Source organism: Kitasatospora sp. NPDC059747, from assembly GCF_042732955.1.
GTDB lineage: Bacteria > Actinomycetota > Actinomycetes > Streptomycetales > Streptomycetaceae > Kitasatospora.
In genome coordinates this window covers 21,091-35,864 of record NZ_JBHWGV010000069.1, presented here as the reverse complement: position 1 = coordinate 35,864, position 14,774 = coordinate 21,091, and the positions used below count along the sequence as shown (strand labels likewise).

The 14,774-nt window shown below is 75.8% G+C and carries 8 protein-coding genes; all 8 read left to right on the top strand.

Annotated features, from left to right (window positions below):
• Positions 1 to 481 precede the first annotated feature (481 nt).
• The 8 genes from eccCa (at position 482) to ACFV4G_RS27180 (ending at position 14,636) form a co-directional block, all read left to right on the top strand.
• Entirely contained in the window at positions 482 to 4,471 is a 3,990-nt protein-coding gene (eccCa, locus tag ACFV4G_RS27215; protein WP_380444703.1) for a type VII secretion protein EccCa, read from the top strand.
• A 62-nt stretch (positions 4,472 to 4,533) separates the two neighbouring features.
• Positions 4,534 to 5,931 (top strand): type VII secretion integral membrane protein EccD, encoded by a 1,398-nt coding sequence (eccD, locus tag ACFV4G_RS27210; protein WP_380444702.1) that lies wholly within the window; start codon positions 4,534 to 4,536, stop codon positions 5,929 to 5,931.
• Positions 5,932 to 5,944: 13 nt separating this feature from the next.
• Positions 5,945 to 7,282, top strand: coding sequence for a type VII secretion protein EccB (eccB, locus tag ACFV4G_RS27205; protein WP_380444701.1), 1,338 nt, complete (start codon positions 5,945 to 5,947; stop codon positions 7,280 to 7,282).
• 2 nt (positions 7,283 to 7,284) lie between these two features.
• On the top strand, positions 7,285 to 9,957 hold the full coding sequence (locus ACFV4G_RS27200; protein ID WP_380444699.1) for a hypothetical protein: 2,673 nt from the start codon (positions 7,285 to 7,287) through the stop codon (positions 9,955 to 9,957).
• Positions 9,954 to 13,274, top strand: coding sequence for a right-handed parallel beta-helix repeat-containing protein (locus tag ACFV4G_RS27195; protein ID WP_380444697.1), 3,321 nt, complete (start codon positions 9,954 to 9,956; stop codon positions 13,272 to 13,274). Before ACFV4G_RS27200 ends, ACFV4G_RS27195 begins: the two co-directional genes overlap by 4 nt.
• A gap of 66 nt (positions 13,275 to 13,340) precedes the next feature.
• The gene (locus tag ACFV4G_RS27190; RefSeq protein ID WP_380444696.1) at positions 13,341 to 13,682 is read left to right on the top strand and encodes a WXG100 family type VII secretion target; all 342 of its coding nucleotides are present in this window, start codon (positions 13,341 to 13,343) and stop codon (positions 13,680 to 13,682) included.
• 71 nt (positions 13,683 to 13,753) lie between these two features.
• On the top strand, positions 13,754 to 14,041 hold the full coding sequence (locus tag ACFV4G_RS27185; protein WP_380444695.1) for a WXG100 family type VII secretion target: 288 nt from the start codon (positions 13,754 to 13,756) through the stop codon (positions 14,039 to 14,041).
• A 4-nt stretch (positions 14,042 to 14,045) separates the two neighbouring features.
• Positions 14,046 to 14,636, top strand: coding sequence for a hypothetical protein (locus ACFV4G_RS27180; RefSeq protein WP_380444693.1), 591 nt, complete (start codon positions 14,046 to 14,048; stop codon positions 14,634 to 14,636).
• Positions 14,637 to 14,774: the final 138 nt, after the last annotated feature.

Genomic DNA, 14,774 nt, shown 5'->3' with positions numbered 1-14,774 from the left:
TTACAGCCCCCGCCCCCCACTATTATAAACACAATATTTTCCGGGGCCCCCTTCTTTGGTTAATACCCCCCCGCACCCGCCCCCGGGGCGCCCCCGAGAACACCCCCCGCCCCGCGGGGGCCGCACCGGCGACCCGGGCGGGCAGCGACCCGCCGGGGTCAGGACCCGGTGTTGTTCCAGACCTTCATGTCGCCGGCCCTCCTCACTGCTCCCGCGCGCATCTTCGTGCGCGCGAGTTCCTCCGCTGCTCCCGCACGCAGCTCCGTGAGCGCGGATTCCCCTCGCGGTGGCCGCGTGCACGGCACCGCTTGCGGCCACAGCCTCCCAGCCCCCGATATCCGTCCGATATCCGGCGCTCTTCGCCGCACCGCAACCCGCCGCCGAGGCGGCCCCCGGCCGCGTAGACCACGCGCGTATCCCACGTTGATCGACTGGGGGCAAGCTCATTCCTCCGCGGAGAAGAGGAAACGGAGTACGGGATTTGAGCACGGTCCTCGTCAAGCGCCCGCCTCGCGCCGACGGCCCCCCGCTCCCCGAGGGGCAGATCGAACTGGCCGAGCCCCCGGTGCTGGGCGAGCCCGCCACCCCCGACCTCGGCTCCGCGCTGATGTACCTGCCGATGGGCCTGGGCGCCGGCGCGATGGTGCTGATGTTCTCCATGCGCGGCGGCGGTGCGTCGACCTACATGATGTCCGGGATGATGGGCGTCGCGATGGTCAGCATGACGCTGACCCAGATCGGCCGCCCGGGCGCCGAGCGCCGGCGCCGGATGCGCGCCGAACGCCGCGACTACCTCCGCTACCTGACGCAGAAGCGCGTCCAGGCCCGGCAGGCCGCGGCCGAGCAGCGCGCCGCCGTCCTGTGGGACCACCCGGACCCGTCGGAGCTGTGGGCGCTGGCCCGCGGCACCCGGCTGTGGGAGCGGCGCCCCGGGCACGAGGACTTCGCGCGGGTGCGGATCGGGCTGGGCGCGCGCCGCGCCGCCCTGGAGTTCCTGCCGCCGCGCACCAAGCCGGTCGAGGACCTGGAGCCGCTGTGCGCGGTGTCCCTGCGCCGCTTCACGCACGCCCACCAGAGCGTCCCCGGGCTGCCCGTCCCGGTGGGTCTGCGCCGTTTCAGCAGCGTCGAGTTCGCCGGCACGGCCGAGGACGCGCTGGGCCTCGCGCGGGCGATCGTCGGGCAGCTGGCGGTCCTGCACTCCCCCGACGAGCTGCGGGTGGCGTTCCTCGGCGACGAGGGCGCCCGCGCGCAGTGGGACTGGCTGAAGTGGCTGCCGCACAACGCCCACCCCGGCGAGGAGGACGCCGCCGGCCCGGCGCGCCTGGCCGCCGAGGACCCCGAGACCCTGCTGGACCTGCTCGGCCAGGAGGTCCGCGACCGCCCCGAGCACGACCCGGTGGCCTCGCCCAGCGTCGCCGAGCCGTTCGTCGTGGTCGTCGCCCAGGGCGTGCGGATCCCCGCCAACTCCCGCCTGGCGGGCGGCGGTCTGCGCAACGTCGTGCTGCTCGACGTCACCGGCACGATGCCCGGCGGCCCCAAGGTGCTGCGGCTGACCGTGAACGACGGGAAGGTCGAGTTCGCCTCCGGCGAGGACACCGACTCGGCCGACGCCGACGCGCTCAGCGCCACCGCCGCCGAGGCCCTGGCCCGCTCGCTGGCACCGATGCGCACGAGCGGCAGCGTGGACCTGGCCGACCGTCCGCTCGAATCGGACCTCGACCTCGTCACCCTGCTCGGCCTGCGCGACCCGCACAGCTTCGACGTCGCCGCCAAGTGGCGGCCCCGGCAGGTGCAGTCCGCCCGCCTGACCGTGCCGCTCGGCGTCACCGACGACGGCGAGGTCGTGGAGCTGGACCTCAAGGAGTCCGCGCAGGGCGGCATGGGCCCGCACGGCCTGCTGATCGGCGCGACCGGCTCCGGCAAGAGCGAGCTGCTGCGCACCCTCGTGATGGGCCTGGCCGCCACCCACTCCTCCGAGGTGCTCAACCTCGTCCTGGTGGACTTCAAGGGCGGCGCGACCTTCCTGCACATGGACCGCCTGCCGCACACCTCCGCGGTCATCACCAACCTGGCCGACGAGATCCACCTCGTCGACCGCATGCGCGACTCCATCAACGGCGAGATGATCCGCCGCCAGGAGCTGCTGCGCGAGGCCGGGTACTCCTCGCTCTTCGACTACGAGAAGGCGCGGGCCGCCGGCGCCGGCCTCGCCCCGCTGCCCTCGCTGCTGATCGTGGTCGACGAGTTCTCCGAACTGCTCGCCAGCAAACCCGAGTTCGTGGACCTCTTCGTCTCCATCGGCCGGCTCGGGCGCAGCCTCGGCGTGCACCTGCTGCTCGCCTCGCAGCGCCTCGACGAGAGCCGCATCCACAAGGTGGAGGGCCACCTCTCCTACCGGATCGCCCTGCGGACCTTCTCCGCGATGGAGTCGCGCAGCGTGATCGGCGTCGCCAGCGCCTACGAGCTGCCGTCCTCGCCGGGCAACGGCTACCTGAAGATCGACACCACCAACCTGGTGCGGTTCAAGGCCGCCTACGTCTCCGGCCCGGCGCCCGAGCCGCTCGCCGCCGACGAGCAGCCCGCCCAGGAGGCCGGCGCGTCCGGTGTGCTGACCGACTTCGGCCTGGCGCGGCAGGGCGCGCTGCGCTCCGAGAGCACCGACGAGTCTCTGGCCGCGCTCGCCCCGACCGGCCGTCCCGAACCGGCCGCCGCCGCCGCCGCGCCCGACGAGCAGGCGAACGCCGAGAGCCTCCTGGAGGTGCTGGTCGGCCGCCTGGAGGAGAGCGGGCCGCCGGCCCGGCAGGTCTGGCTGCCGCCGCTGGCCGCCTCCCCCAGCCTGGACGAGCTGCTGCCCGGCATCGTGCCGGACCCGGTCCGCGGCATGAGCGCCGCCGGCCACCCGTCGCTCGGCACGCTGCGCGTCCCGCTCGGCATCGTCGACCGCCCCTACGAGCAGCTGCGCGAACTGCTCGTCGCCGACCTGTCCGGGGCCGACGGCCACGTCGGGCTCGCCGGCGCCCCGCAGACCGGCAAGTCCACCCTGCTCCGCACCCTCATCCTGTCGCTGGCGCTCACCCACACCCCGGGCGAGATCCAGTTCTACTGCCTCGACTTCGGCGGCGGCGGCCTCGTCTCCACCGCCGGCCTGCCGCACGTCGGCTCGGTCGCCACCCGGCTGGAGCGCGACCGCGTGCTGCGCACGGTGGAGGAGCTGACGCAGCTGCTGGAGCGCCGCGAACGCGAGTTCACCTCGCGCGGCCTGGAGTCGATGGCCGCCTACCGCGCGCTGCGCGCGGCCGGCGAGATCGACGACCCGTACGGCGACGTCTTCCTCGTAGTGGACGGCTGGTCGACGCTGCGCCAGGACTTCGAGGACCTGGAGGCCAGGGTCATCGACCTGGCCGCCCGCGGCCTGTCCTTCGGCCTGCACCTGCTGGCCTCCGCGGTGCGCTGGTCCGAACTGCGGCCCCGTCTGCGCGACCTGCTCGGCACCAAGTTCGAACTGCGCCTCGGCGACGCGCTGGAGTCCGAGGTCGGCTCGCGGATCGCCAATGCCGTCCCGCACCAGCCCGGCCGCGGCCTGAGCGCCGGCGGCCACCACTTCCTGTCCGCGCTGCCGCGCCTGGACAGCTCCGGCGGGACCGCCGACCTCACCCCGGCGACCAAGGCGGCCGTCGCCGAGATCGACGCCTTCTGGACCGGCTCCCCCGCCCCCGGCGTGCGCCTGCTGCCCACCCGGCTGCCGGCCGACCAACTGCCGCCCGCCGAGAGCGACCTGCGGCTCTGCCTCGGCTGGGACGAGCAGCGCCTGGAGCCCACCTGGCACGACTTCTCGACCAGCCCGCACCTCATGGTGTTCGGCGACGGCGAGACCGGCAAGACCAACGCGCTGCGCCTGGCCGTCCGCGCGATCACCTCGCGCTTCAGCACCGACGAGGCCCGGATCGTCGTCGCCGACCCCGAGCGCGGCCTGCTCTCCTCCGTCCCCGAGGAGTACCGGGCGGGCTACGTCGTCGACCGCGACTCGCTCGCCCAGCTCGCTGCGAACGCCGCCCACTCGGTGGGCAAGCGGGTGCCCGGGCCGGACATCACCCCGGAGCAACTGGCGCAGCGCGACTGGTGGGAGGGCCCGCGGCTGTTCGTCGTCGTCGACGACTACGACCTCCTCGCGGGGGCGCCCGGCGCACCCACCCCGCTGGCGCCGCTCGTCCCGCTGCTCGCGCAGGGGCAGCACATCGGGATGCACGTGATCATCGCCCGCAGCACCTCGGGGGCGATGCGGTCGATGACCGACCCCGTCCTGCGGCGGATGTGGGAGCTCGGCAACCCGGCGCTGCTCTTCTCCTACCCCAAGGAGGAGGGCAAGTTCCTCGGCGAGGCCAAGCCGCGCACGCTGCCCGCCGGGCGCGCCCAGCTCGTCACCCGCCGGGCGGTGCGCCTCGTCCAGACCGGGCTGGTGACGCCCGCGTGACCGCCGCCCTCCCGTCCAACATGCCTTCCGCCTCTTCCGCCCCTTCGCCGTCCAGGAGCAACATGTCGACCCCCGCGCCCGCCGGTGCCCCGCCGGTCACCGAGGTGTGCCGGCTGACCGTCGTCCACACCGACGGCCGCTTCGACGTCTCCGTCCCCGTCTCCACCCCCGTCTCGGCCCTGCTCCCCGTGCTCCTCGGCAGGCTGACGCTGAGCCCGCAGGAGCGCGGCACCGTACAGGTGCTCCAGCGGCTCGGCGAGAACCCCCTCGACCCCGACGGCACCCCCGAGAGCCTCGGGCTGAAGCACGGCGACGTGCTCCACCTGCGGCCCGCCGAGGCGGCGCTGCCCGCGCTGCACTTCGACGACGTCGCCGACGGCGTGGCCCAGGTGATCGGCGGCCGGACGGACCGCTGGCAGCCGGTGGCCACCGTCCGCCTCGCGCTGGCGGCCGGGGCCCTGCTGCTGGCCGTCCTCGCCGCCGCCCTGCTCAGCGGCGGCCCGGGACCGCTCACCGCGGCCACCACCGGCGTGAGCGCCGCCGCGCTGCTGGCGGCCGCCTGCCTGGTGGGCACCCGGCCCGGCGCGCGGCGCGGCACCGTGCTGACCGCCGCCGTCGGCGCCATGGCCCTCGCCGCCCTCGCCGGGCTCACCTTCCGCGGCGGGCCGGACCACGCGTTCCTGCTCGGCCCGGCCGAGGTCCTCGCCGGCGCCGTCGCCACGGCCGTCGTCTGCGGCGTCCTGCTGATCGTCCGTCCGCTGCCGTTCCTGCTGCCGGGCACCGCGCTGCTCACCGCGGTCGCGGCGGCGGCCGGTGCCGGCCTGGTCCACGTCGCGCACTGGGACGCCGCGCAGGCCCTCGCGGTGGTCGCGGCGGCCCTGTTCGTCCTCGGGCAGCTCGGCCCGCGGCTGGCGCTGCGGCTGGCCGGGGTGCGGGTGCCCGCCCTGCCGCACGACGCCGAGGAGCTCCAGCAGGACATCACCCCCGAACCCCAGGCCCGCCTGGAGCGCGCCGCCGGGGCGGCCAACGACTACCTGGACGCGCTGGCCCTGGCGTCGGCGGTGCTGTACGCGGCGGCCTTCTGGTTCCTGGTGCGCGAGCCCGGCTGGATCAACTGGGTGCTGCCGCTGGTCCTCGCCGGCGCGGTGCTGCTGCGCTCGCGCGGGCTCACCGGCGTCCTGCAGCGGGTCTGCGCCGTACTCGCCGGCACGCTCGGCCTGGCGCTGCTCCTGCTGGCGCACGCCGCCTCGCACGGCACCGCCGCCCGGATCCTGGTGCCCGCCGCGCTGCTCGCCGCGGCCGTCCTCCTGCTGGTCCGCGCGCCCCGGCTGACGGACCGGCTGCTGCCGATCTGGGGGCACGCCGGGGACATCCTGGAGACGGCCACCGTGATCGCCCTCCTGCCGCTGGTCCTCCAGGCCCTGCACGTCTACAGCGCGCTGCGCGTGCTGGCGAGCTGAGCGGGGGCCGGGCATGCAGACACGACGCGACCACCTCCAGGCGTACCGCTTCGCCATGGCCCGCCTGGCCACCGCCCTCGTCCGGGGCGACGTCGGCCGCGGCGAGGGACCGACCGGGCGGGCCACGCTCGCCACCGTGCTCGGCGCCGGAGTCGTGGTGCTGCTCTGCGTCGGCTTCGCCGTCTACGGGCTCATCGCGCCCGTCGCGGACACCCGTTGGCGCAACCCCGGGTCGATCATCGTGGAGCAGCAGACCGGCAACCGGTACCTGCTCCTCGACGGACAGCTCCGGCCGGTGCGCAACTACGCCTCCGCCCTCCTCCTCGGCGGCAAGAGCAGCGCCGTCCACACCGTCTCCGGCGCCGAACTCGGCACCACCCCGCACGGCGCCCCCGTCGGCATCCCCGGCGCCCCCGACTCGCTGCCCGCGCCCGCGGGCCTGCTGCCCGGCCCCTGGACCTGGTGCCTGCGGCCCGACCTCGCGGGCGGCCAGCTGCTCGACCTCGCCCCCGACGGCCAGACCGCCGCGTTCCCCGACGACCGGCAGGTGCTGCTCGCCGCCCCCGACGGTTCGCACTGGCTGCTCTGGCGCGGCGTCCGCTACCCCGTGCCCTCCGACACCGCGCTCATCGCGCTCGGCCTGGACGGCGACCGCCCGGTGCCCACCCCGCAGAACTGGCTCGGCGCCCTGCCCACCGGCGCCCCGCTGGCCGCCGCCGTCCCGGACACCGGTAAGCCGGCCGGCCGGGTCGCCGGACACGAGGTCACCGTCGGCCAGCTCTTCCGCACGGCCACCGGCGGCGTCCAGCACTCCTACGTGATGACCGACGCCGGCGTCGCCCCGGCCAGCGCCACCGCCGCGGCCCTGCTGGCCGCCCGCCCCGGCGCCCCGGCCGTCCTGACCGTCGGCGCCACCGACATCGCCGCCGCCCCCGTCTCCCCCGACCAGTCGCTGCTCACCGCGCTGCCGGACGTCCTCGGCGCCCCCGGCCTGGACGCCGGCGCCCAGACCGCCTGCCTGCGCCAGCGCGCGGACGGCACCAGGCTGACCAGCCAGTTGGTCGTCGAGGGCGGCCAGGCCGCCACCGGGACCCGGACCGTGCTCGTCCCGCCGACCCGCGGCATGCTCGCCGTCGACCTGGAGCAGCTCGCCCGCCAGAACGGCAACGCGCAGACGTTCCTGGTGACCGATCAGGGCATCGCCTACCCGCTCGGCGACAGCCGCGCCGGCACGGCCCTCGGCATCACCGGCGCCCCCGCGACCGCGCTGCCGGAGGACCTCCTCAAGCTCCTCGGCCACGGCCCGACGCTCACCGCCCGGGCGGCCGCCGACACCGTGCAGGGAGGCTAGCCGTGCGCCTCGCGATGAAGCCCGCCCGCGCCGCCGGCCCCGCCCTGCGCATCCGGACCGCCGGGCACGCCCTGCTGGTCCACCCCAAGGGACCGCCGGAGCCCAGCGCGCTGGCCTTCGCCGGAGCGCTCACGCCCGACCCCGAGCACACGCTGGTCGTGGTGGACCTGCTGCCCGCCGACCTCGACACCGCCTGGCCGGCACTCGCCGACCTGCTCGCCCGCCGCCCCGGCAGCCTCCGGCTGGTCTTCCACCCCTCGGTGGAGGGCCCGCCGGTCGGCCAGCGGATCGCCGACCAGCTGCGGCGGACGGTCCTCACCCCCGACGGCGAGGCGCTGCCCACCGCCGGCGGCGGCCTGTTCGTCCCCGCCGACAGCGGCACCGGCTGGCTGCGCCTGCGGCCCGGCCGCGCGGCCGAACGCGACTCGCACCGCTACCCCAAGCCGCTGTGGGAGTTCGCCACCTACGACCGCATCTGGCAGACCAGCCCGCTCGGCGTCGTCGAACCCGTGCCCGGCGGCGTGTGGGTGCGCAGCGCCCGGCCCGCCGAACTCGCCGCCGGACGGCGCCGACTGATCGCCTCGCTGCCCGGCCACCCGAACGCGCTCACCGTCGTCCTCGGCAGCCCCGGCGGACCGGCCGTGCCGCTGGCCGACGTGACCCGCTTCTGGGGCACCGTGCTGCCCTCGGCCCGCACCGGGGTGCGGTTCGTCCACTTCGGGCCGGTCGCGCTGCCGGAGGGCAGCGGCGCGCTCGGACAGGTGCTGGCGGACGCACTGCGCCAGCGCGTCGTGCTGTCGCCGGGGCCGACGGCCGCCGAGGCCGGCGGCGGCGGGCCGGTGCTCCAGGGTGAGGTGGTCTACTCGCCGGCGCCCGGGTACCTGGCGGAGCCGCCGGCGTGGAACGCGGATGCGGACGCCCCTGCGGTGCGGGTGGTGGAGCCGCCGGTCGCGTCCATCGAGGCGCCGGTGTCGGTGCCGGTGTCGACGGCGGCTGCCGAGGGGGTCGTTGAGCTCGGCCCGGTGCCGGTGAGCGCGCTGGCGCCGGCGGCCGGGACGGTCGTCGAGGTGGATCCGGTGACGGTGGGCGCGCCGATGCCGGCGGCCGGGGCTGTCATCGAGCCGGACCCAGTGACGGTGAGTGCGCCCACGCCCGCCGCCGGGACGGTCGTCGAGCCGGAGCCGGAGCCGGTGACGGTGAGCAGCCCGGAGCCGGTGGCGGAGCCCGTCTCCGCGCCGCCGCCGCTGCCGACGTCGCTGGTGACGTCCTCCCCGGGCCCGGTCGCCGACTGGCCGGCTCCGGCCTTCGAGCCGAAGGTCCCCGTGCTGGAGACGGAGTCCGAGGCCCTCCCCGAACACGCGCCCGCCCCGACGAGTCCCCCGGTCCTCACGTCCCTGCTGGAGTCGGCTCCGCCGGAGCCCGTGGCGCCCGTCGCGCCCGTCCCCCCGGTCGCGCCCGTCACGCCGCCGCTGCCGTCCATCGAGCCCTCCAACGCCCCTGCCGCCAACCCCGAACCGACGACGCCTGCCCCGGCACCCGAGCCCGCGACGCCAGTCCCCCCGGTCACGCCCGTCACGCCGCCGCTGCCGTCCATCGAGCCGTCGAACGCCCCTGCCGTCGCACCCGAGGCAGCGCCGACGGCCCCGCCCGCCGAAGCCCCGGTGGCGCCCGCTCCCACCCCCGCGCCCCTCCCTGCGATGCCCCGGATCCGCCTGGAGTCCGGGGCCCCCAGCGCGCCGCCCGTCGAGCCCGCGCCTACCGTCGACGCCCCGGCGTCCCCGCCCGCGGCGCCCACCCCCTCGGCCGCTCCCCCGGCCGCCACCCGCGCGACCGCCGTACGCGTGCAGCCCGTCCCGTCGGCCGCCGCCCTCGCGCTGCCGCCCGAGCGAGGGCTGGAGCGCGAACGCGACTGGGTGCGCCGCAAGTTCAGCGCCCAGTACCACGCCGTCGCGGGCACGGTGGCCCGGGTGATGTCCGAGTCGCCGGGCCTGCGCAGCTCCTCGCGCGCGCTGGACGGCGACGCCCTCACCGACCTCGTCGCCGTGCGCCTCTACCTCTCCGGCGACAGCGCCGCCGTCGACGCCGCCGTGCGCGCCGGAACGGCGGGCCCGCACGTGCCGCTGGCCCGCTGCGTGGCGTCCGGGCTGAACCGCCTGCCCTCGTACCGGGGTGTGGCCCTGCTGCGGGCCGCGGTCTCCGGTCCGGAGCTCGACTGGTACGAGGAGGGCAGGGCGGCCACCGAGTGGGCGTTCTGCACCGCGCGGATCACCGTGCCCGAGACGCCGGGCGACGGCACCACCGACTTCCTGATCTGGTCGATGACCGCGCGCCGGACGAGCCTCCTCGACCCCTCCGACCCCGACCGCGTGCTCTTCCCGCCCGGGACGGCCTTCAAGGTGCTGCGCGCGGGCTCCGCGACGGAACCGGTGCTGCTGCGCGAGCTGCTGCCGTCCGAGGGCGACGACGACACCGACCCGGACGCCCCCCGGCTGCCGCTGGACGAGATCGCCCTGGAGGGCCTCACCCAGGCCGCCGAGCAACTGCCCACCCACGGACGCCCCGGGCCCGGCGGCCCGCCGCTCACCGCCCCGCCCGGACTGATCACCGCCCCGCCCGAGCCGTCGGCCCGCGCCGCCCAGGGCACCCGTGCACCTATCGAGGGAGCAGAGAAGTGACCCGGCAAGTCCTCCTGGTGTCCGGCGACCGGCCGGGCGCCCACCGGTCCATCGCCGCCGCCCTGGCCGACGCCGTGGACGGCGCGCTGATCACCGTCGCACCGGGCCGCTACGACGAGGCGCTGACGGTCACCAAGGCGGTGACGCTGGCCGCCGAGGGCCCGGCCGGCACCGTGCGGATCCACTCCGCGGCCGGCAGCACGGTGGTGCTCGACGCGGAGGCCGTCCAGCTGTCCGGCCTGCACCTGAGCGGCGCGGACCGCGAGGCGCCGGTCCTGGACGTGCGGCGCGGGCAGGCCGCGCTCGACGGCTGCCAGGTCGCGGGCGAGGCCTGGGCGGCGGTCCTGGCCTGGCACGAGGGCGTGCTCGGCCTGCGCGACTGCACGGTGACCAATACGCAGGGCGCCGGGATCGTCGTGACCTCCGGCGGCGGCAACGTCGTGGAGCGCTGCGAGATCACCGACGTCGGCTCGTCGGCCGTCGTGGTCGCCGAGCACGGGCGGCTGACCGTGCGCGAGTGCTCCGTCCGGGGCGCCCGGGGCAACGGGATCTGCGTCAACGGCCACGGCACCGCGCTGGTCGAGTCCTGCCGCATCGACGGCAGCGGCAAGCCCGCGATCGCCGTCGAGCAGAACGGCCGCGCGGACCTGCGCAAACTCACCGTCACCGGCAGCGCCGCCCTGGACGCCTACCTCACCAGCGCCGTCCAGACCCTGCTGACCGACTGCACGTTCACCGGCTCGGGCGGCCAGGCCGTCCACGTCAGCGGCGGCGCGGCGCCGGTCCTGCGCAACTGCGTCATCGAGGGCGCCACGAGCGGCGGCGTGCAGGTCACCGCGGGCTCGCGGGCGCAGTTGGAGCACTGCCGGATCGCCGGCACGCCGGTGGGCCTGCTGGTCGAGGCCGGCGGCGAGGCGGACTGCGCCGACCTCACGGTGACCGGCGCGGGCGTGGCCGCCAGGGCCACCGGCGAGGCCAGACTGACGGTGCGGCAGGGCGAGTTCACGATGGACGGCGGTCCGGGCGGCATCGGCCTGGACCTCGCCGACCGCGCCCAGGCGTCGCTCACCGGTCTGCGCCTGCGCGCCACCGCGGGCACCGGCCTGGCGATGGCCGGCGGCGCCCGCGCCGAGCTGACCGCCACCCTCCTGGAGGGCTGCCGGACCGTCGTCGGCCCCGACTGCGAACTCACCGCCCGGGACAGCGGGTTCGCCGGTTCGGACGCCGACGGCATCAAGGTCTCGGGCGGCGGCGCGGTGACGGCCGTCGGCTGCCGGATCAGCGGCGCGCGCGGCCACGGCCTGAACGTCCAGGCGTCCTCCCGCGCGGAACTGGACAACTGCGCCGTCTTCGACAACTCCGGTGACGGCGTGCGCTGCAACACCGACGAGCCGGTGCGCGTGCACGACTGCGAGATCCGCGACAACGGCGGCACCGCGGTCCACCAGCTCAAGTCCGGCGGACGGGTCTCGGTCGAGCGCCTCGACACCGGCGGCGACGAGCGCACCGCGCCGGCCGGGGGTGGCGGGCAGGGACCGGCCGACCCGGCGGGCGCGCCGCGCCACCTGGGCACCGGGCCGCTCGCCGAACTGGAGGCCCTGGTCGGCCTGGAGAGCGTCAAGCACGAGGTCACCGGCCTGATCAACGTCAACAAGATGGCCCAGCGGCGCCAGGAGATGGGCCTGCCGATGCCGCCGATGAGCCGCCACCTCGTCTTCGCCGGGCCGCCCGGCACCGGCAAGACGACCGTCGCCCGGCTGTACGGCGCCGTCCTCGCCGAGCTCGGCATCCTCAGCCAGGGCCACATCGTCGAGGTCGCCCGCGCCGACCTGGTCGCCCAGATCATCGGCGGCACCGCGATCAAGACCTCCGAGGTCTTCACCAAGGCGCTCGGCGGCGTCCTCTTCATCGACGAGGCGTACACCCTGACCAACCAGTCCCGGGGCAGCGGACCGGACTTCGGGCAGGAGGCCGTCGAGACGCTGATGAAGCTGATGGAGGACCACCGCGACGAGATCGTCGTCATCGTGGCCGGCTACTCGGCGCAGATGGACCAGTTCCTCGCCTCCAACCCGGGCATGGCCTCCCGCTTCGCCCGGACCGTCGAGTTCCCCAACTACAGCCCCGCCGAGCTGGTCACGATCGTGCGCGGCCTGTGCGCCAAGCACTTCTACGAACTGGACGCCGGCGCCCTGGAGGCGCTCAACCGCTACTTCGAGGACGTGCCGAAGGGCGCCACGTTCGGCAACGGCCGCGTCGCCCGGCAGGTCTTCGAGGAGATGATCAGCCGGCAGGCGTCGCGGCTGGCCGTCCACCCGCCGACCGACGACAGCGAACTGAGCCGGCTCAGCAGTGAGGACGTCATCACCGTCCCCGGCGACCAGGCGGGCGTCCAACCGGCCACCCAGCCGACCGCCCAGCCGGCTGCCCGGGCCACCGCGCCGACGGCGTCCGCCGCGCCGGTCCCCGTGAGCGAGGGCACTCTCCCGCTCGACACGCCTGCGCTGCGCCGCATCGACGGCCTCGTCGGCCTGGACGGCGCCCGGCGGACCCTGCGCTCCCGCCTCACGCAGCTGGCCCGCCTCCGCGACGCCGGCGAACCGCTCGCCGGCCTGGGCAACATCATCCTCCAGGGCCCGCCCGGCGGCGGCCGTCGCGCGCTCGCCGGACTGTACGGGCGCGGCCTGGCCGAACTCGGCCTGCTGCCCACCGGCGTGACCCACCGGCTGGCGCTCTCCACCGTCCCGGCCCGGTGGGCCGAGCAGCCCGGGTTCCGGTTCGCCGCCGCCTGCGCCGAGGCGGAGGGCGGGCTCCTCCTGCTGGACCTGGACCCGGCCTTCGCCGAGCGCGCACCCGCCGCCCGCACCGCCGTGCTGACGTCGCTGACCCGGCTGGCCGCCTCGGGGCCGGGCGTGGTGCTGGCCCTGAGCGGCAGCACGGCGCACGTCATGGAGGTGCTGGGCGAGCACACCGACCTGATGGAGGCCTTCGCCGAGAACGTCGAACTCGCCGCGTACCGCGCGGAGGAGCTCGTGACGCTCACCGACCGCCGCCTGCGCTCGCTCGGCTTCCAGCTGGGCGAGGCGGCGGGCACCGAGCTGGTCGCGCGGTACGCCGCGCAGCCGCCGCAGGGCGGCGCGTTCGCGGCGCACCGGCTGGGCGACGCGCTGGCCCGCTCGGCCCGCGCGCGCACCGTCGCCGTCGAGGACCTGCCGCCCGTGCCCGCCGCACCGGAGACGCCGGCCGCGCGGCCGCAGGCCGTCCCGGTCCCCCAAGAGCCCCGGACGCCGGGCACCGCACCCCTGGTGCACTCCTGACCCCGGCTCCGTGACCCCGCACGGTGCGCGAGCGCCGTGCGACCCCCGAAATGAAAGGACGTACCCATGGCACTGACCTCCGTGGAAATCCAGGGCATGACGGCCGCCCAGGGCACCTTCCAGACCGCCCTGGACGAGGCCAGCGGCTCGTACGCGCAGATGGAGGGCCAGATCGACGGCCTGCGCGGCAGCTGGAGCGGCGAGGCCGCGCAGGTCTACCACCAGGCGATGCAGGACTGGCTGACCGACTTCCAGAAGGTCAACCAGGCGCTGACCACGATGCTGGAGAAGCTCGCGGCCAACACCAACGTGTACGCCAACACCCACGAGAACACCCAGCAGATCGCCGGCCAGGTGGCCTCCGCCATGGCCTCCGGCGTCACCGGCCTGCCCGGCTTCCCGGTCTGAGCCACCCCCTTCCACCGCCGGCGGCGGTCCGCACCGCCCCGGCACCCCGTCCCAGTCGAGGAGAACGCAGCATGAGCACGTACACGGTCCAGATGGAGCAAGTCGACTACATCGTCGGCGAGATGAACGCCATCACCCAGAAGCTCAACCAGACCCTGGCCGAGCTGGACAGCCAGGCCAGGATCAACCTGCAGGCGTGGACCAGCGACGCCCAGGCGACCTACACCCAGGTCAAGGCGCAGTGGGACCAGGCCGCGGCCGACATGACGGCCAAGGCCGCCACCGCCGTGCAGATGCTCGGCACCATCAACGAGTACTACTCCCACGGTGAGCGCCAGGGCGTTCAGCTCTGGGGCTGACGGCATGCCGGGCTACATCCCCCCGAACCACTACAAGCCGAAGCCGAAGCCCCCGATCGACCCGTACCACGGGAGCACCAGCGTCCCCGACGCCACGGGCACCGGGACGGCGACGGCGCACACCACGTTCACCGCGCCGCCGGTGCCGCCCCCGGACGGCCAGCACAGCGGGACGTCCGTGGACACGGCCTCGATGGAGACCTTCGCGAAAAACATCCAGCTGCTCATCCAGCCGACCAACGACGCGCGGAAGCTCCTGGACGCGGTCAACATCGCGCCGGGCGCCTTCTACCACGCGAACAAGATGCGCATCGCGGTCAACGGCCCCAACGGGGACGACGGGCTGAAGAAGCAGTTCGAGAAGGTGCTGGACGACCTGGCCAAGGGTCTCACCGACCTGCACCAGGGCGTCATCGACCTGGCGACGAAGTACAAGACCATCGAGGACGCCAACCACATGGCGTCGACCGAGCTGCAGACCTTCATGGGCAACTCGTCGGCGGACTTCGGCGGCCTGGTCACCGATGCCGGGGGCAGCCCGGCCCCCGGTGGCGGAGGCGGGGGCGGCGGCAAGCCGGGCAACGGCAACACCTGACGACCCCGCGCAGGAACCCCGTCCGGGGGCCCCCCCCCACACCCCGGGGGCCCCCCGGGGCCCCCGGGGGCCGGCCCCGGGGCCCACACCCGGCCCCCCCCCCCCGCGGGCGCCCCCCGGGCGCGGGGACGCCCCGAC

Bases quoted from the DNA above. Each gene is read 5' to 3' on its own strand.
- ACFV4G_RS27190 (WP_380444696.1), top strand. From the start codon at position 13,341: ATGGCACTGACCTCCGTGGAAATCCAGGGCATGACGGCCGCCCAGGGC.
- ACFV4G_RS27185 (WP_380444695.1), top strand. From the start codon at position 13,754: ATGAGCACGTACACGGTCCAGATGGAGCAAGTCGACTACATCGTCGGC.
- eccD (WP_380444702.1), top strand. From the start codon at position 4,534: ATGTCGACCCCCGCGCCCGCCGGTGCCCCGCCGGTCACCGAGGTGTGC.
- eccB (WP_380444701.1), top strand. From the start codon at position 5,945: ATGCAGACACGACGCGACCACCTCCAGGCGTACCGCTTCGCCATGGCC.
- ACFV4G_RS27180 (WP_380444693.1), top strand. From the start codon at position 14,046: ATGCCGGGCTACATCCCCCCGAACCACTACAAGCCGAAGCCGAAGCCC.